This is a genomic window from Paraburkholderia phytofirmans OLGA172 (genome assembly GCF_001634365.1).
In the GTDB taxonomy this organism is placed as follows: domain Bacteria; phylum Pseudomonadota; class Gammaproteobacteria; order Burkholderiales; family Burkholderiaceae; genus Paraburkholderia.
On the sequence record NZ_CP014579.1, the window covers coordinates 3,324,925 to 3,341,445 of the forward strand.

Consider the following 16,521-nt stretch of genomic DNA (forward strand, 5'->3'; position numbering starts at 1 on the left):
GTTGCGAAAGGCAGTCTAGCAAGCGCGGATGACGCCAGCAAACCCGCTTCGCCGCACGACACAAGACCGGTACTTTGAAGTATTCTCCGAACGCGCTAAAGCCCGTCATGAATTTGCCGTTTATCGATTAATCGCAGTAGATAATCCGCATTCGATCCGGCAGCACCGCGCAAAAAACACAGTCAAACTCATCGGCATAGTCCGCCGGCATAACAAACGAATCATATAAACAGAGCATCGGGGAAATTCATGCATCGATCGTTAGTGCGTAGCGGCGTCGCGGCTGCCGTGGCCTTTGCCTTGATCCAGCTGAGCGGTTGCGGCGGCGGCGGGTCCGGCTCGACGTCAGCGAGCACGCCGACGGTCACCGCCACCTCGGTGAGCGGCACGGTCGCCACCGGCACCGCCGTGGTGGGCGCGACGGTCACGCTCACCGATGCGACCGGCGCTCAGGCCACGGCAACCACCAACACCCAGGGCGCGTACACGATCTCGGTGAAGGGCATGACCGCGCCGTTCCTGATCGTCGCCACAGACACCACGGGCGTCTCCGCCCCGCTCGTCTCCGTGCTCGCCAAACTGCCCAACGGTACGGCGCCGGCTGTTGCCAACGTCACCACGCTGACCACCGCGATTGCCGCCATGCTGACGGCCTCGGGCAACCCGATCGACCTCGCATCCGCCACGGCGCTGGCCAAGGTGACGCTGCCGTCCGTGCAGATCGCCACCATCACACTCGATACGATGCTGGCGAAAATCCTCGCGCAGAACAGCATCCAGACGGCGGGCTTCGATCCCATCGGCACGGCCTTTACGCCGAATCACACCGGCGCCGATGCGGTGATCGACACGGTGTCGGTGGTGCCGGCGGCTAATGGCGGCTTGTTGCTGCTGTCGAATGCGGCGCCCGGCACGACCGTCGTGCTGAACAACCAGACTGCCCAGTCGATCACGCTGGCAGCGCCGCCGGCGGCGGCGGCGGCGAACTATCTGGAGCCCCTCGCGTCCCTGCTGACTGCCTGCGCGGCAAACGGCACGCTCAACACGTCATGCTCGCCGGCAATCGGCTCCGCGTTCCTCGAGAACGGCTCGGCCGATCTGGCCGCAGGCCACGGCCTGACCGACGCGATCCTGAGTGGCGCAGTGTTCGGTTCGCCAAAGACACTCGCCTTCTTCACGCGCAACGGCAAGCAGCTTGCGCTAGTGCAGTTGCCGGTCACACTGGCGAGCGGCGCTGCAGGCGGCGTGCTCTACACCATCGCGCAACAGCTGCCCACGCCCGTCGCGCTCGCCAATGGCACCCAGCTTGGCTGGGATCTGATCGGCAATCAGTCGCAATTCGCTGTTTCGATCATGTCGCAAATCCAGCGCCGCACCTTCCTCGATTCGAAGCTGAACGACGTGAACCGTTACGAGTCGGGTCTCAAGATTGCGATTCCAACCACTTCGAATCCGACGGTGTATTCGGCTTCCGTCACGGGACCTGGCCTCGCTGCGCCGGTCTGGCTGATGCCGCGCAATGCGCTCGGCATCAGCTCGCTGGGTCTGTCGGATCTGCCGTTGAGCGCGGCGCCGGTTTCACCGGCAACGACCAACAGCAATACGGAGCTGTATCGCTGGTCATGGCAGTCGCTGTCGTCGACCGCGAACTTCACGCCGGCGGCTTCGAGCGGCTACTACTCAGCGCAATCAGTCGACGCGAGCACTGTGCCGCTCTACGCAACCTACACCGTCACGTTCTACGACAAGAACGGCGCGCAGCTTGGCCAGTCGTCGATCATCAATCCGGGCAGTCCGTTGAACGCGGCGGCCGGCAGCACAGTTGCGTGGCCGACGCTGCTGCCCGACTTCGCGACCCAGTTCCTCACGCCAGGCGGATCGCTGGCCGGCGTGCAGTACGCAATGAGCGCGACATGGTCGAGCATCGTAACCGGACCGAATCCCACCTATCCGGTGACGTCCGTGCAGATCCAGGCCTACCCTGGAACGGGCTCCGGCTCGACGACTGCAATCGACGGCTTCTCGACCGGCGCGCCGAATAACACCACGGTCGGTCAGTATCAAGCCACCGTCTATGCGGGGGTCAATGCCTCAGGCGTGCAGACTTGCACGAATTGCCCGTTCCCGGCATTGACGTCTGGCGGTTCGCGGCTCGTGCAGTTGGGTGGCGGGCAGAATGGGATCACCTACTACGATATGACGCAGTACAACGATTAGAACAGCGTAGCGCTGGGGCCTTCCGGCAAATTGCTCATTGCGTGCGTCTGGACCGCTCGTGCCACAGGATGCGCTGCAGTCGGCTTCCGCCTGTCGGCAACAGGCGGAAAGACGCACCAACTGCCGTCATCGTGCCTGAAGAAAAACAATGCGAGCGCTCCGGCTGGTGACGACGTCTCGACGCATACGTAGCGTCGTCCGCTCCATCCAGTGCGACTAAATCTGGTCACATGAACGGGGGTTGCGGGAGCCGGTGCGAGCCACTTTTCGACCTGCGAACGCAGGGACCGCTCGTTCGTGTTTTTCATGTTCCGCTCCAGCACATTTCCCGTCCAGGTGACGGGACGGTTTCTCTCCGCTCATTTCCTTAACGCCTCGGATGCCCGCCATGTTGACCAAGGGGTTGTGAGTTCTGAAACCGAATATTTCGAGGTGGGCCGCGGTCATTGCAAAGCAGTGCTCAAGCCAAAACCCGGAGATTGTGGTGTGTACTGCTCATATCGCGCCAGCAGGTGTCCGCCTCGCTGACCTACGGCCCGCATCGTCGTTAAGCATTTGCAGACATGGCGGACTTTCCGGAGACACATAGGTGCGGTCAAGAGGGCGCATTGGCTTTCCGGATTTCGTCGTTGTACGATCCGAATGAGTGGCCAGATAGCGTCCGCAATCACGGCGCGTGGCGCAATCCCCAGCGAGCGGGTATTCGTCGCTTACTGCCTCTGCTCATCCTGTCGTATTCGAGGGCGTCCCGGAAATGAACTCCCAGATTCTCGTGTCGGCAACACCAGAAACAGGAGCGTCCACCTCGATTACCGGCGACGGCAGTGAGAGAGTGGATTCGATCACCCTGTCCATGTCGACGGCAGACGGGTTTGTATGTCTAGCGACGTCAATTTCTGCAGATGCCGCTCGGCGCGCCCACGCATTACATTTGAAAGCGGACCCTGAAGTACTGCACAAGCTTCGCGTCGCGCTGCGCCGTTTGCGTTCGCTCTGGTGGGCGTACGAGCCACTACTCGACCGGAAAGACTCGGAGCTGCAGCGTGGCGAGTTCAAATCTCTCGCCAACGCCGCAGGCAAAACTCGCGACTGGGATATCCTGCGCGGCCTGCTTAGCGCTGACCAGTCGATGCAGCACACGTTTGCCGCACTTCTCGAGTCTGTGGACGAGCATCGCGCTGAGGCTCTGTCGTTTAGTCGAAGAACCATCGGGAACGCCGGTGTCGAGCAGATACTCCAGCGCGCACTGGCAGGTGCGCGACAGCAGCTGGACTCGCGAGCCAGCAGCCCTACGCTTGCCGGGTTTGCCGAGGACCGGGTGGAATCAGCCGAGAACGCGTTGAGGAAGCGGGTGAAGCGAGCGGCATCGGAGAAAGGTTCGGGGTACGTTGCGCTTCATGAAGTGCGCATCGCAGGTAAGAAGCTGCGATATCTGCTGGAGTTCTTTTCGCCGGTCCTCGATGGCAGTCATCAGGCCGCAATTGAGCGGTTGACGTCGGTGCAGGACGAACTCGGGAAGCTCAATGACCTCGTCACGAGCGAAACGTTGCTTCGGGAGTATTCGTTCCAGCTCGGTGAGCCAAAGGTGGTCAAAGAGGCCGTTGGGTATTTGCAGGACCAGAAGAAGCACCACATGCACAACGCACACGAGGCATTGCGCACGGCATGATAGCCGTTCAGCCGCCGCCCCGTCCCAACCCACAGGGTGACTCACCTCCCCGCTGATTTCCGCTGCTTCGTTTCCGCGCGTTGGACGGCTTCGCCAATGCAATTCTGAAAACGCCCAACAACCGTATATACTGTTTATATCGTTTGCCAATCGTAAGATGGACGCGAGCGAATTGTGTAACTGAGCATTGCGTCACAGGCAAGTTTGCCTGAGGAGCGAAGATGTCGGATAAGCATCTTTCCAGCGGGTTTGACCTCGATCTCGATCTGCTTTTAACGCGGTTGCTCGAAATGGGCGGCTTGGTGGAGGCGCAGATTGCATGCGCAACAGAGGCATTGAACACGTTCGATTTGACACTTGTTGAGCAGGTCCTCGAGGGTGAACACCGGCTCAACGCGATGGAAATAGAAATCGACGAAGAAGTTAGCAACATCATCGTTCGCCGGCAACCCACCGCTCGCGACCTGCGACTCCTGATGGCCGCCTCGAAGTGCATCACCAACCTCGAGCGTGCCGGCGACGAGGCACGGAAGATCGCGAAGCGAACACGCCGCATTGCCATGGAGGCCAACCCGTGGACCGTCAACATTACTGAAATCAAAGCCTCCGGCAAAATGGCCGCAGATATTCTTCGTCACGCGTTGGATGCATTTGCGCGGATGGATAGCGTTGCGGCGGCACAGATTGTCCGGGACGACGAAGCCATCGATAACGAGTTCAAGGCGTTCGTGCGCAGGCTCATCACGTCCATGACGCAAGACCCTCGGACAATCCAGACGGGGTTTGACTATCTGTCTATAGCGAAGGCGATCGAGCGTATCGGCGACCACGCCACTAACATCGCTGAGCTCGTCGTCTACATTGTTAAGGGTACCGACGTTCGCCACGTGCCCCGAGAGCAGATTGAGCGTTACTGAATAGTATCCGTCCACATCCGGCGACTTCGGCGAGGCAGCATGCAGGCATTTGTTGCGGTGGCGATTGCCACCAGACGTCTGAGGGCAACCGACATTGAAGAGAGCGCGTCGCCCGCCAACGGCAGTGCCGTATCCTGGCTACCGTTGGCGTTGGCGATAGGCGTTACTGTCCGATTTGCCGGCTTGCGCGGTTCTCCTGCTGGTTCAACGCGTAATCCTCGCGCCTGGTGATATGGCTGCCGTTCTGGCTTGCCATGTCACGCTCCTCCTGGCGAATCTGATGGTCATCGCGATGCAGTCTCGCCGCCTCGGCGTGGGACATTTCGCCCTCCCTCACTTCCTGATGAATGCGACGGTCCTGATTCGCGAGGCGATGGTTGACCTCGGCACGGCGTGGGTGCGTCGCATTCCAGCTCGTTTGCGCCGACGCGGTGCCCGCGAATGACAAGGCCAGTGCTGCAATAGCGGCGAGTTTATAGGCAACGTTGTGCATGTTCTTCTCCAATCCAGTTGAGGGGACGGCTTCTGGCCGTTCATCTCCTCAACGTCTCGGACGACCACGATGTTGACTGTGGAGTTGTGAGTTGTGAAACCGAATATTTCGCGTGGGCAGGCTATCGGAGAATGGCGCGGGAGGGGTAGGTGTTTCAAATTACACGTCTCGTTACACACAAAAACACCGGTAATCTGCCGTCTCAATATAGTGCGTTCACAACTTCCAAGTGAGGCACGTTATGAAAAGAATTTTTGCGCTAATACTGATGGCCGTATGTCTTGGCAGCGCGTTGGGTGGCTGCATCGTTGTGCCTGCAGGCGGCTACTATCACCGCTATTGACCGTGTCTGACTCGCGGCGTATTCACCTGCTTGGAGCCGAGGTTAAAAATGAGCAAGATTGAGCGCCTGCGAATACCCGAAAACGATCAAACGTTCGGCGGCAACAAGATTTTCGACCTTTTCCAGTATTCGCCTGCTGTGTCGGCGAACGGTCTGGTCTTCATTGCAGGGCAGGTCGGGCTGCGAGCGGACGGGACCATTCCCGCGTCGGCTGAAGAGCAAATCGATTTGGCGTTCAAGCGTGCAGAAGTCATTCTTCAGCACCTCGGTCTCGACTTCACCGACCTCGTTGAACTGGTTTCATATCACGTGGACGTAGCGTCACAACTCGGCGATTTCCGGGCCGTAAAGGAGCGGTACATCCGCTCCGACTTCCCTGCATGGACGATTCTCGGTGTGGCATCGCTCGCGCGCCCCGAGTTGTTAGTCGAAGTCAAGATGATCGCGGCGCTGCGGAAATAACGCCGAAGTCTTGCAGCACGTTGCGTATTGACCCAACCGCAGAGCGGCGACGCGGCTTAGACCGTCGCTTCGACAATAGCCTGCGCACGAGCCGATCTCATCAGCCCCTCGACCATCTTCGCTTCCGCGTTCGCGATCTCGCTCAACGATGCCACGGACAGTTGTCCGTCCAGAATCGCCAGCGCCGTGCAAAGTCGGGCGTACTCGCCATGCGCGAGAATCCAGGCGCCGTCATGATGCTCACGCGCGTCGAGCTGCACCATCGCTGCATGTGCGCTCTGAATATCGGCAAGAACATCCTCTCCAAGCCCAAGGCGCGCCAACTCTTGCGACACCAGCAAATGCCGGCTCAACGTCAGGTGCAAATCCCGCGAGCCTCGGCCGCGCCGGAATGCATCAAGGGCGGTGTAGCACTGCAGGAGCATCGCCACGGTGACTGGCTCGTGGGCAGTGCGGCTATAGGTCAGCGCGCGCAGCAGCGGGGACATGGCCGGCTGGGTGTGCTTACGGACTCGCGATTTACTGGACATATCGATTCAACTCCTTCGCTAACTCTCGGCTTTGCCACCGAATGCTGTGTTCTTCAGTGGCAAACACCGCCGATGCGCCGGCGGCTTGACAGTAAGCGATCCATCTTCGGCGTCTACCAACTGACGCTCTGAGCGAGGAGCATAGGTGTCCACCTAACATTGAGGTGGACACCTATGGCTGACAATAATCCTGAGTTGAGAGTCGTGTTCCAGAGCCGCGATGGGCGCAGGCGCTACGACGAAAAAGGAAAGCGCGCGCTCATCGAGGCAGCCTTGCAGCCCGGCGTATCCGTTGCCCGTGTTGCGCAGGAGCACGGGCTTAACGCAAATCTGCTGCGCAAGTGGATCACCAAGTACCTGATGGCGCGCGAGAAGGCACTCACGCAGGCGCCGCAGGATAGCGGCGCCGACGAACCGCATGGACTGAGTGCTGGGCAAGTCATCGACAGTGTACCGGTTGAGATTGTCAATTCGCAGAGGCACCCGGTGACAGAGCAACCTCCCGGCGCCTTTGTGCCGGTCATGCCGGCGCCGTTGCCAATGGCACCAGCGTTGGCGATGACGCTCTCGTTACACGTGCGCCTGTCCAACGGCGTTGAGTTCGACCTCGGCAAGGCAAGCATTGATGAGTTGACCACCGTCGTACAGATGCTGGGGAGGCTGCCATGTTCCGGTTCGACGTAAGCCTGAAAGTTTACCTCCACCGCGATCCGGTTGATTTCCGCTACGGCATGAACAGTCTCTCGATCCTCGTCGAGCAGGCCATGCGACTCAATCCAATGGACTCCTCTCTTTACATCTTCGGGAACCGGCGTCGCGACCGCATCAAGATCCTCGGCTGGGATGGCAGCGGGTTCTGGCTTATGACGAAGCGACTTGAGGCAGAGCACTTCATCTGGCCCGGCAACAAGACCGAAGTCGTGACCTTGACAACCGATCTGCTGCACGCGCTGCTCGACGGCGACGACATTACCACCATCCATCGCCATCCAAGGCGGGAATATCTGCGCGTGAGCTGAACGCGCGTCAGGCATGCTGGTCTAACCCGGCATGCCTGCCCAGATCACGATCTCCGCCGACGAACTCAATGCGTTACTCGCCATGCGGGAGGCGTACGCCACCCTGGAGCGCGCGCATGAAGAAACCCGCAGCATGCTGCGTCTGATGACTGCGGAGCGCGACCTGGCCGAGGAACGGCTGCGTGCTTACCGGCGTGATCTGTTTGGAGCAAAGAGCGAAGCACGGGACTCCGAACAGTTTGGATTGTTCAACGAGGCCGAAGCGCTTGGTGCGAATGCGACACCTGCCCAGGAAGAGACTCCCGGGACGAAGGTCGCGGAGCACACACGCAAAAAACGTGGTCACCGCAAGCCGCTTGATCCCAATCTGCCCCGTGAGATTCGCCGGCACGAACTTCCGGAAGCCGAGCGTTTCTGCAGCAACGACGGCCATGCGCTGGTGGAGTTCGGCGTTGAAATCAGCGAGCAGCTCGACGTGATTCCGGAACAGGTCCGCGTGATCCAGCATCAGCGGGTCAAGTATGCCTGCCCGTGCTGTGATCTGGGCATCAAGGTCACGCCGGCGCCGCTGCGCATCATCCCCCGGGGGTTACTGACCGAATCGGCACTCGCGTGGATCGCGGCCGGCAAATACCAGTTCGGTATGCCGCTGTACCGCCAGGCTGGACTGCTGCGTCGCTTCGGCGGTGATATCTCATCCAACACGATCGCAGCCAGCATGGTTCGCGTCGGCCTGGCGGCCCAACCAGTGATCAACCTGATGCGCGACGCGCTGCTTGATGCCGAGGTGATCCTGTGCGATGAGACGACCTTCCAGGTGCTCAAGGAGAAAGGACGAAAGCCACAGACGAAGAGCTATCTGTGGTCACAGATGACGGGCACGGGAATCCCGATCCGTTGCTTTACCTATACGCCGGGGCGTGGTGCGAAACTGGCCGACAAGTTGTTCACAGGTGTGCGGGAGGGCGCAGTACTGATGACAGATGGCTACGAGCCATACAACGGTATCGCCGAGCGATACAAGCTTGTGCATCTTGGCTGTGTTGTTCACGCGCGCCGTTACTTCGTCAAAGCAGAAGAAAACGTCCCCAAGGCTGCACGTACGCCAGATCTGCTCGCAACACGCTTCATCAAGCTGTTTGGCAAGTTGTTTGCCGCCGAGGCACGCAGTCAAACGTGGAGTGCTGACCGGCGTCTGCGCCTACGGCAGCGCTATAGTGCCCACGTACTCGCGGTCATCAAGGATCTCATGATCAAGCAGTCTCCTGGCGTGCTGCCGCAGAGTCTGCTTGGCAAGGCGCTGACATATCTGCGTGAGCAGTGGCCGAAGCTGGTTCGTTACATCGAAAACGGTGACTGGCCAATCTCAAACAACGCCTGTGAAAATTCCATTCGCCCCTTCTGCCTGGGACGCCGTGGCTGGCTCTTCTCGGATACCGTTGACGGCGCTAACGCGAGCGCCAATCTGTATTCTCTTGTTGAAACGGCGAAAGCCAATGGTATCGATCCGTACCGCTATCTGACCTGGCTGTTTGAACGGCTCCCCCTGGCAAAGACCGTTGATGATTACGACGCCTTGATGCCCTGGAAAATGCCACTCTCCCTGCGCTGATCCGCCGCCAAATCTACTTCACAAACACCACGCTCGTCCACTACTCAGAGGGACGGCGCTAATGGATCGCTTACGCTTGACAGACCCCTAATTTGAGTCTGTGTAGCCATCATGGCAAGCAACTATTAAGACAGACTTAAACAACCCAAGTCTGGATTGCGCGTGATATCTCGCCGCGCGCGAGCAAACTTTCCGCTGCGGCGAGGCCGAAATGCAACGTTGGCATATAGGTTCGGACCGGCTAAATACAAGTCGCATTGGCCCCATCGACGAAAAAAAACCCTATTCCCGCGAGGGAACAGGGCCGGACAGGATGGATGAGTCGTACAGGCGCGAGGATGCTTGCCGACCTGTAGCCACCACAAACTAACAAAGCTATTGTTACTTGAACTGCTACTGCTACTGCTGCAACTGCATTGCAGCTCGGTCCAGCGCCTTCAACATCACCTCGCTGCACCCCCTGATGATCCGCGCGCATTGTTGCTTCGATTGCGCACTATTTGCATTGCTTCGACTTCCAACTGCTTTACTGCCCTGCCACGTTAGACAACCGCGGCAAACTGCCATCAACGGTACGGTTCAAAACAACGCGGGGGAAGACCGCGTCGATGGGCTCGGTGACTTGTCGCTCCATGGAAAACAGTTTATGTGAGCGCCCGGGAACGCAATTGCGCGAAACGAGGGGAATTGGCAGGCCAGTTTGCTGAATCGGCACAGCGTGGCGTTTTCGTCAGACGTAATCTGCGCGCAACGCGCTCTGATAACGCGCTCCGCGGCTAGCGAATCGCAAACGCCGCCAAACGCCGCCTACGCCTGACGCGTCAAGCTTGACGGTGCATTCGTAGCAAGACGGACCGCTGACAAACGGCACCGGGGCGTGGGCCGCACGCGTCAGCGGAAACTCAAGCAAAATGAATGTCTGACAAGAACGGAACCGCAACGGACCCTGCTATGACCTTTCGCGACACCTCAGCCATCGAGAGCTGGCACGCCCACGTTTACTTCGATTCCGGCAGCCGCGACGCCGCGTGGACCTTTCGCGAGCAGATTGAAGCGCACTGGAACGGCAAACTGCAAATGGGCCGCTTTCACGAACGCCCGGTCGGGCCACACCCGATGTGGTCGTATCAGCTCGCGTTCGCGCAGGAGCAGTTCGCCGAACTCGTCGGCTGGCTCACGCTGAATCATGGCGCGCTCGATATTTTTCTACACCCGAATACCGGCGACGCCTTGCGCGACCACCGCGACGCGGCAATATGGATCGGTCATTCGCATGACCTGGTACTGAGCGCCTTGAACTAAGGCCAAGACGTTCTTATAGCATCCATACCCGCGCGCGGGCCGCTGCGCGGTCACATATTCGAATACGAACTGCACCAGCCGCGCGCGGCGACCTGCTTGTCGCCGAACAGCGTGCAGCCACCGTAGGCGTCTGTGGCTTTCCCCTGGAATAGCGAGCAGTTGGCGCAGGTTTGTCCGGCGGCATAGCTCGGGAATTTCGCCCTGTCGACTTTTGACGCATCCTCTTTATAGCCGACGGCCTGCGCCTTCGGATCGGCTTCGCTCAGTGTGTTCGCGGTGTCGGCGAACGCGACGCGGGACAGCATGAGCGATGAGCTCACGCCCACACTCAGCATCAGAAAATGGCGGCGTGAGGTTTGCATAATGGTCCGATTGGAAGTGGGGATGCTCGTCAGAACAGGCCGACTGGGCGCGCCGAGAAACCGGTAGTTCTGCGCGTGAGTCCCGGCAGGCGCCAACAGTTTTGGCGGTCTGCGAGGATTCTAGCGCGAGCGCCCACTTTCGTGCTGGCGAGCTTTCAGTTCGCCTCGATCAAGCCGCTTCGGTTCGCTCGCCACGGCCTCGATGGCCTTGATGGCCTTGATGGCCTCGGCCGGTTGGAATTCAATCGCCTCGGGGACGCTCACGTTTCGCTCCAGGTACGCAACAGGTTGTGATAGCAGCCCACCAGGCTACGGCGCGCAGCATCGTCGGCATGCGTGGCGTTCAGACGTTGGATCGCCGTGTCCATATCGAATAGCAACGCGCGCTGCGTGTCGCTGCGCACGAGGCTTTGCACCCAGAAGAAGCTGGCGAGGCGCGCACCGCGCGTGACCGGCGTGACCTGATGCAGGCTGGTGGCCGGATACACGATCATGTCGCCCGCCGGCAGCTTGACCTGCTGCACGCCGTAGGTGTCTTCGACAACGAGTTCGCCGCCGTCGTATTCGCCAGGTTCGGAGATGAACAGCGTCACCGACACATCCGTGCGCAGCTTGACGCCGTTGGGCAGCACCCGCACCGCACCGTCCACATGACTGCCGAACTGCATGCCGCCTTCGTAACGATTGAAGAGTGGCGGGTACACCTGATTCGGCAACACCGCGCTGATGAAAAGCGGGTTGCGCTCGATCGACGCGAGAATCACATCGCCGAGCTCACGCGCAAGCGGTGAATGCTCGGCGATCTGCTGGTTGCGTTTGACCGGCGCGCCCTGATAACCGGCCGTCGCGCGGCCGTCGACCCATGCGTCGCCGGCGCTGTCGAGCCGCTCGCGCACAAAGCGCAATTGCTCGGCGTTCAGTACATTCGGAATGTGCAGCAGCATCTTGAGTTTCCTTGGCCTCGTTTAGTCGGCCTGCCGTTTGCGAGAGCGGCAAGCCCGCCGGATCAATGAGGCACGCTTCAGAACCGGTAGTCGAACGTCGCCAGCAGCGTGCGTCCGATACCCGGAACGGAACGGCCACCGTCCGATGGAATCAGCGCGTCATAGTACTGTTTGTTGGTGAGGTTGAGCAGATTCAGACGCACGTCGTATTTCTTCGCGTGATACGCGGCGGTCGCGTCCCAGCGGGTGTAGCCCGGGACCTGCACGTAGTTCGTATTCGATGCGTAGCGCGGCGACATATAGGTCGGGCCGCCGCCGATTTCCCAGTGCGGCGTGATCGCATACGTGGTCCAGAGCGTCAACGTATTGCGTGGCGTGTTGGCCGGCACGTGCCCTTGCGTGCCGTCGAGCGCCTTCAGGATGACGGCGTCCATATACGTGTAGCCGCCGAACACCTGCCACTTGTCGGTGATGTGCCCGGTAACGCCGGCCTGGAAACCATCGACGCGAACGTCGCCGTCGAGTTCATATTCAGTCGGCGAAACTTGCGTGCGGGCGTTAGTCATCTCCTCGCGGAAGAACGCGGAGGTCACCGAAATATTGCCGCCCAGCAGATCCCACTTGCCGCCCACTTCATACGACCTGGTCGACTCCGGCACAAGGTTCTGCGTCAGGTTGGTCACCGTCAAGGCTTCGAGCGACGGATCGAACGACGTGCCATACGACACGTAGTACGACTGCCAGTCGGTCGGCTGGTAAATCACACCGGCGCGCACACTGGTGAAGAAGTTGGTTTGACTTGCGTAAAGCGGCGCCGTGATCGAGTTGTGGATCTGCGCCTGAAAGCGGTCCCAACGCAAACCGCCGATCACCTTCCAGTGTTGGCCGAGCGATATCGTGTCGTTGAGGTAGGCCGCGATTTCATTCGACCCGGAATCGGCGTGGTTGCCGACAGTCGTGGTCACGCCTGCGGGCGACGACAGATAAGCCGGATCCACCATCGAAACGACCGGCAAATTGTTGCGCGTGTACGCCTGGTTCGTGTAACTGTCGTGGCCGAGTTCGAAGCCGGCGATCAGATCATGTTTGAGCGGTCCGGTGTCGAACTTGTATTCGAGCATCGTGTCGTTGTACAGCGAGTGGTTTTCGATCACACGATCGTGGCTCTGCAACTTGATGAACAACTGCGACGGCGACAGCGTCGTGTAGTTGCCGTTAGTCAGCGCGGTGCTGCTGGCGAGCGGGCCCGTCAACACGGCTTGTGGCGCGGTTTCGCGCGCGTCGGTCAGTGAATGCGAGAACTGCGTCTGGTTGCTCAGGGTGAGACTGTCGGAGAACTTGTGCCTGATCGCGGCGGTGAACGTCTGCACGTCCTGAATCGTGCGGTCGGTGGTAAGGCCATAGAACGTGTTTTTCGGCACCGGCGAAGGATATCCGTTCAACGCCTGCACGCCGTAATCCGGCATGTCGTAGTTGTGCTGGATCAGCGCGGAGATCGTCACTTCGGTCGGCGTGCCGATGCCGAAGCGTACTTCCGGCGCGATGCCGTAGTCCTTGTTCTTCATCACGTCGCGCGTCGAACCCAGACTTTGGCCGAATGCGTTCAGGCGGATGGCCGCGGTATCCGTCAGCTTATGGTTCACGTCGACGGTGGTGCGATAGCGGTCGTCGGTGCCGACCATTGCCGAGACTTCCGCCGAGTCTTTCAGGTTCGCTTTCTTGCTGACCTGGTCGATCACGCCGCCGGTCGAACCGCGGCCGAACAACATCGACGACGGGCCGTACAGTACTTCGAGTTCCTCGAGGTCGAAGGTGTCGCGATAGTACTGGTTGCGATCGCGGAACCCATCCAGATAGATGTCATTCTGTGCGCTAAAGCCGCGCAAATTGATGTTGTTGCCAATCTGACCGCCTTCGGCCGCGCCGATCGTCACGCCCGGCGCATTGCGCAGCGCATCCTGGAACGACGTGGCGCCTTGTGACGCGAGGACGGCTTTGTTGATGACGGTGACGGTCTGCGGGATATCGCGCAACGCAGTGGGCGTCTTGGCGCCGACGCTGGCGCGGTCTGCCTGGAAGTCCTGTTGTTCGGCTTGTGCCGCGACGCCGATAGCCGGCAAGGTCGCGTTATCGGCCGCCGTATTCGCCGGCGCGTTTTGAGCCGACGGCTGCGATGCGGTTTGCGGCGCGGTCTGCGCGACCGCGGGCGTGGCGAATGGCACGGCAAAAGCTAGCGCTAACGCTGTCGCCAGCGGCGTGTGATTGAACATGGGAAATCCCGTCAGAAGTGCGTTTGCCAGATCCGCATGTTCGACATGGAATCAATGACAAACCGCAATTGGCTGGCTGCCGGTCTCCTGCTTGGAGCAAAGACGACGGGATGGCTGGCTGATGGTTAAATGAGAATCGATATCATTCCACATACGCGGTGGCGCATCAATGGCGCTGAAGTTTACTCGCTGTAATCAAATTGTTTCCATTTTTTACTGAAGTATGGAATTCGTAATTTTTAATGCGTCATCTCTCGCAGCACATTACATATTTGTAATATCAGACAGCCAACCGCAAGGCGATTTGCGCAACTGAGCAACACCAAAAAACTTTCTAAATACTGACAATCATCCAAGCCTGCATGCACGGGGGATCGAACACGAAATCGCCGCACCGTTTATCCTTTTTGCAACACTGCATACCGCAACCGTTCCGTCCTGCTTCGGAGTTGACCATGCAATATCGCAAATTCGGCCGCACTGGCCTGACCGTTTCGCGCCTCTGCCTCGGCACAATGACCTTTGGCCTGCAGACGGAAGAAGATGTCTCGCATCGCATTCTCGACACGGCGGCAGATGCCGGCGTGAACTTCATCGATACCGCCAACGTTTATCCGCTCGGCGGCGGCGAGAGCATTGCCGGGCGCACGGAGGAAATCGTCGGACGGTGGCTGAAGGGCAAACGCGACCGCTTCATTCTGGCGACGAAAGCGGTTGGCAAGATGGGGCCGTCGGCGTGGGATCAAGGCGCGTCGCGCAAGCATCTGCTGGATGCGATCGACGCATCGTTGCGGCGGCTCGGCACGGACTATGTGGACCTGTACCAGCTCCACTCCGACGATGCGAATACGCCGCTCGATGAGACGCTCGAGGCGCTGGACGTGATCGTACGATCGGGCAAGGCACGGTATATCGGCGTGTCGAATTTCCTGGCCTATCGGCTGGCGCGGGCTCTGGGCCGCGCTGATGTGCTGCGCACGGCGCGGTTTGTATCGGTGCAGCCCCGCTATAACCTGTTGTTCCGGCAGATCGAGAGGGAGCTGCTGCCTTTGGCGGCTGAAGAGCAATTAGCCGTGATGCCTTATAACCCGCTGGCGGGTGGGTTGCTGACGGGCAAGCATCGGGTGGATGCCGCGCCCACGTCCGGGCGATTTACCGAAACCGTCGGGCAAGCGGGGGCGATGTACCAGGAGCGGTACTGGCACAAGCGCGAATTCGACACGATCGAAAAGTTGAAGGCGATTGCGGCACCAACCGGCGAGTCTTTGACTCGGATTTCTCTTGCGTGGGTGTTGGCTAATCCGCTGATTAGCTCGGCGATCATCGGCGCCAGTCGCGCTGAGCAGTTGAGCGATACGCTGGCTGCTTCGGAACTGGTGCTCGATGCACAAGTCAAGGCACAGCTCGATGAAGTTACCCACGAATATCGATGGGGTGATGCGGCCAGGTAGTGGGTTGCCTTTGACGGCGGCTTCGGTTGCCCGGCCGCCGCAAGGGCAGAAAAATCACCGCCCGTATCGCAACACGGCTCGCCCACCGACGCGCGCATCACGTGAACCGGCCCGTCCGCTCATTGGCCTCCGGCAACTGCCGCGTCTCGCGCAGCGACTTCGGATGCCACAGCCGCGCGCCGCCTTCAATCCCCGCATCGTTCGATACGGTCGCGACGTTCGCGGGTAACTTGAACGTCAGCCGCGCCGCGTTGCCGCCGCCAATCCACAGCTTGTCGAAGTTCACCAGCGAATCGAGAATCCCGATCACCTTCTGGACCCGGCGATTCCAGCGCTTATTTCCCGCCTTTTCGCGCGCCGCGTCGCCGATGTACTCGTCGTACGCCGCGCCCTTCTTACTAACCGGATGATGAGCAAGCTCGAGGTGAGGCATCAACTCGCCATCGCGAAACAGCGCCGTGCCCGCGCCCGTGCCAAGCGTCAGCACGAACTCGAGCCCATGACCTTCGATCGCGGCAAAGCCCTGCATCTCGGCATCGTTGATCATCCGCACCGGCAGACCGCCCAGGCGTTGTGCCAGCGACTCCGCTAACGGAATGTCGTGCCAGCCTTCAACGCCAAAGTGCGGCGCCGTCAGAATGCGATTGTTGCGCACCACGCCCGGGAAGCCGATCGACATCAGCGTGGGCCGCTCCTTTTCGACGAGCGGCTCGACCAGCTTCACCAACGCATCCACCAGTTGATCCGGCGTGCACGGATGCGGCGTCGGCACGCGCAAACGCTCGGTTTTCATCTGGCCGCCGGCATCGATAATCGCGGCTTTCAGGCCTGTGCCGCCGACATCGATCGCCAGAATCCGCTCGGCACTGCTTTTTACTGTCGTCTTACGTGTGGCCACGGGGTCCCCCGATTGTGTTGGTGCGTCTCACG

Annotated in this window: 17 protein-coding genes; 9 read left to right on the top strand and 8 right to left on the bottom strand. The window is 60.0% G+C overall.

Features of this window, described 5'->3' with window-relative positions; translation table 11 throughout:
* Window positions 1–249: 249 nt before the first annotated feature.
* Complete coding sequence (locus AYM40_RS34740) at window positions 250–2,217, top strand: hypothetical protein (protein WP_063500449.1); 1,968 nt, start codon at window positions 250–252, stop codon at window positions 2,215–2,217.
* On the opposite strand, the gene AYM40_RS43060 is transcribed toward AYM40_RS34740, so the two are convergent.
* Window positions 2,214–2,525 carry a hypothetical protein gene (locus tag AYM40_RS43060; RefSeq protein WP_236721038.1) on the bottom strand — a complete coding sequence of 104 codons (312 nt, stop codon included), beginning with the start codon at window positions 2,523–2,525 and terminating at the stop codon, window positions 2,214–2,216. The genes AYM40_RS34740 and AYM40_RS43060 overlap by 4 nt on opposite strands.
* A gap of 623 nt (window positions 2,526–3,148) precedes the next feature.
* Here AYM40_RS43060 and AYM40_RS34745 point away from each other — a divergent pair.
* Both AYM40_RS34745 and phoU read left to right on the top strand, forming a co-directional pair.
* Entirely contained in the window at window positions 3,149–3,886 is a 738-nt protein-coding gene (locus AYM40_RS34745) for a CHAD domain-containing protein (RefSeq protein ID WP_236721039.1), read from the top strand.
* Between the two features lie 221 nt (window positions 3,887–4,107).
* Window positions 4,108–4,803 carry a phosphate signaling complex protein PhoU gene (gene phoU, locus AYM40_RS34750; protein ID WP_063500450.1) on the top strand — a complete coding sequence of 232 codons (696 nt, stop codon included), beginning with the start codon at window positions 4,108–4,110 and terminating at the stop codon, window positions 4,801–4,803.
* A 163-nt stretch (window positions 4,804–4,966) separates the two neighbouring features.
* Here the strand turns inward: phoU and AYM40_RS34755 are convergent, their stop codons facing one another.
* Window positions 4,967–5,296, bottom strand: coding sequence for a hypothetical protein (locus AYM40_RS34755; RefSeq protein WP_063500451.1), 330 nt, complete (start codon window positions 5,294–5,296; stop codon window positions 4,967–4,969).
* A 391-nt stretch (window positions 5,297–5,687) separates the two neighbouring features.
* On the opposite strand from AYM40_RS34755, the gene AYM40_RS34760 reads away from it, so the two are divergent.
* Entirely contained in the window at window positions 5,688–6,101 is a 414-nt protein-coding gene (locus AYM40_RS34760; RefSeq protein ID WP_063500452.1) for a RidA family protein, read from the top strand.
* 56 nt (window positions 6,102–6,157) lie between these two features.
* On the opposite strand, the gene AYM40_RS34765 is transcribed toward AYM40_RS34760, so the two are convergent.
* The gene (locus AYM40_RS34765; protein ID WP_063500453.1) at window positions 6,158–6,631 is read right to left on the bottom strand and encodes a hypothetical protein; all 474 of its coding nucleotides are present in this window, start codon (window positions 6,629–6,631) and stop codon (window positions 6,158–6,160) included.
* A gap of 174 nt (window positions 6,632–6,805) precedes the next feature.
* Here AYM40_RS34765 and AYM40_RS34770 point away from each other — a divergent pair, with 174 nt between their 5' ends.
* From AYM40_RS34770 to AYM40_RS34785, 4 genes are all read left to right on the top strand, one after another.
* Window positions 6,806–7,315: a transposase gene (locus AYM40_RS34770; RefSeq protein WP_063494892.1), complete on the top strand. Its 510-nt coding sequence runs from the start codon at window positions 6,806–6,808 to the stop codon at window positions 7,313–7,315.
* Window positions 7,297–7,650: an IS66 family insertion sequence element accessory protein TnpB gene (gene tnpB / locus AYM40_RS34775; protein ID WP_063494893.1), complete on the top strand. Its 354-nt coding sequence runs from the start codon at window positions 7,297–7,299 to the stop codon at window positions 7,648–7,650. Before AYM40_RS34770 ends, tnpB begins: the two co-directional genes overlap by 19 nt.
* Window positions 7,651–7,681: 31 nt before the next feature.
* Window positions 7,682–9,262, top strand: a complete 1,581-nt coding sequence (tnpC, locus tag AYM40_RS34780; protein WP_063500454.1) for an IS66 family transposase — start codon at window positions 7,682–7,684, stop codon at window positions 9,260–9,262.
* A 951-nt stretch (window positions 9,263–10,213) separates the two neighbouring features.
* On the top strand, window positions 10,214–10,564 hold the full coding sequence (locus AYM40_RS34785; protein ID WP_063500455.1) for a DOPA 4,5-dioxygenase family protein: 351 nt from the start codon (window positions 10,214–10,216) through the stop codon (window positions 10,562–10,564).
* A 50-nt stretch (window positions 10,565–10,614) separates the two neighbouring features.
* On the opposite strand, the gene AYM40_RS34790 is transcribed toward AYM40_RS34785, so the two are convergent.
* From AYM40_RS34790 to AYM40_RS34800, 4 genes are all read right to left on the bottom strand, one after another.
* A complete protein-coding gene (locus AYM40_RS34790) occupies window positions 10,615–10,926 on the bottom strand; it encodes a high-potential iron-sulfur protein (protein ID WP_063500456.1) in 312 nt (103 codons plus the stop codon).
* A gap of 120 nt (window positions 10,927–11,046) precedes the next feature.
* Complete coding sequence (locus AYM40_RS41665; RefSeq protein WP_158515380.1) at window positions 11,047–11,190, bottom strand: hypothetical protein; 144 nt, start codon at window positions 11,188–11,190, stop codon at window positions 11,047–11,049.
* On the bottom strand, window positions 11,187–11,870 hold the full coding sequence (locus tag AYM40_RS34795) for a Fe2+-dependent dioxygenase (protein ID WP_063500457.1): 684 nt from the start codon (window positions 11,868–11,870) through the stop codon (window positions 11,187–11,189). Before AYM40_RS34795 ends, AYM40_RS41665 begins: the two co-directional genes overlap by 4 nt.
* A 77-nt stretch (window positions 11,871–11,947) precedes the next feature.
* Entirely contained in the window at window positions 11,948–14,140 is a 2,193-nt protein-coding gene (locus AYM40_RS34800) for a TonB-dependent receptor (RefSeq protein WP_063500458.1), read from the bottom strand.
* A 455-nt stretch (window positions 14,141–14,595) separates the two neighbouring features.
* Here AYM40_RS34800 and AYM40_RS34805 point away from each other — a divergent pair, with 455 nt between their 5' ends.
* Window positions 14,596–15,591, top strand: a complete 996-nt coding sequence (locus AYM40_RS34805; RefSeq protein WP_063500459.1) for an aldo/keto reductase — start codon at window positions 14,596–14,598, stop codon at window positions 15,589–15,591.
* Between the two features lie 97 nt (window positions 15,592–15,688).
* On the opposite strand, the gene AYM40_RS34810 is transcribed toward AYM40_RS34805, so the two are convergent.
* Window positions 15,689–16,489, bottom strand: a complete 801-nt coding sequence (locus tag AYM40_RS34810; RefSeq protein ID WP_063500460.1) for an ROK family protein — start codon at window positions 16,487–16,489, stop codon at window positions 15,689–15,691.
* Window positions 16,490–16,521: the final 32 nt, after the last annotated feature.

Coding starts and splice junctions, on each gene's coding strand:
- AYM40_RS34740 (WP_063500449.1), top strand. CDS start 250: ATGCATCGATCGTTAGTGCGTAGCGGCGTCGCGGCTGCCGTGGCCTTT.
- AYM40_RS43060 (WP_236721038.1), bottom strand. CDS start 2,525: ATGAAAAACACGAACGAGCGGTCCCTGCGTTCGCAGGTCGAAAAGTGG.
- phoU (WP_063500450.1), top strand. CDS start 4,108: ATGTCGGATAAGCATCTTTCCAGCGGGTTTGACCTCGATCTCGATCTG.
- AYM40_RS34755 (WP_063500451.1), bottom strand. CDS start 5,296: ATGCACAACGTTGCCTATAAACTCGCCGCTATTGCAGCACTGGCCTTG.
- AYM40_RS34760 (WP_063500452.1), top strand. CDS start 5,688: ATGAGCAAGATTGAGCGCCTGCGAATACCCGAAAACGATCAAACGTTC.
- AYM40_RS34765 (WP_063500453.1), bottom strand. CDS start 6,631: ATGTCCAGTAAATCGCGAGTCCGTAAGCACACCCAGCCGGCCATGTCC.
- AYM40_RS34770 (WP_063494892.1), top strand. CDS start 6,806: ATGGCTGACAATAATCCTGAGTTGAGAGTCGTGTTCCAGAGCCGCGAT.
- tnpB (WP_063494893.1), top strand. CDS start 7,297: ATGTTCCGGTTCGACGTAAGCCTGAAAGTTTACCTCCACCGCGATCCG.
- tnpC (WP_063500454.1), top strand. CDS start 7,682: ATGCCTGCCCAGATCACGATCTCCGCCGACGAACTCAATGCGTTACTC.
- AYM40_RS34785 (WP_063500455.1), top strand. CDS start 10,214: ATGACCTTTCGCGACACCTCAGCCATCGAGAGCTGGCACGCCCACGTT.
- AYM40_RS34790 (WP_063500456.1), bottom strand. CDS start 10,926: ATGCAAACCTCACGCCGCCATTTTCTGATGCTGAGTGTGGGCGTGAGC.
- AYM40_RS34795 (WP_063500457.1), bottom strand. CDS start 11,870: ATGCTGCTGCACATTCCGAATGTACTGAACGCCGAGCAATTGCGCTTT.
- AYM40_RS34800 (WP_063500458.1), bottom strand. CDS start 14,140: ATGTTCAATCACACGCCGCTGGCGACAGCGTTAGCGCTAGCTTTTGCC.
- AYM40_RS34805 (WP_063500459.1), top strand. CDS start 14,596: ATGCAATATCGCAAATTCGGCCGCACTGGCCTGACCGTTTCGCGCCTC.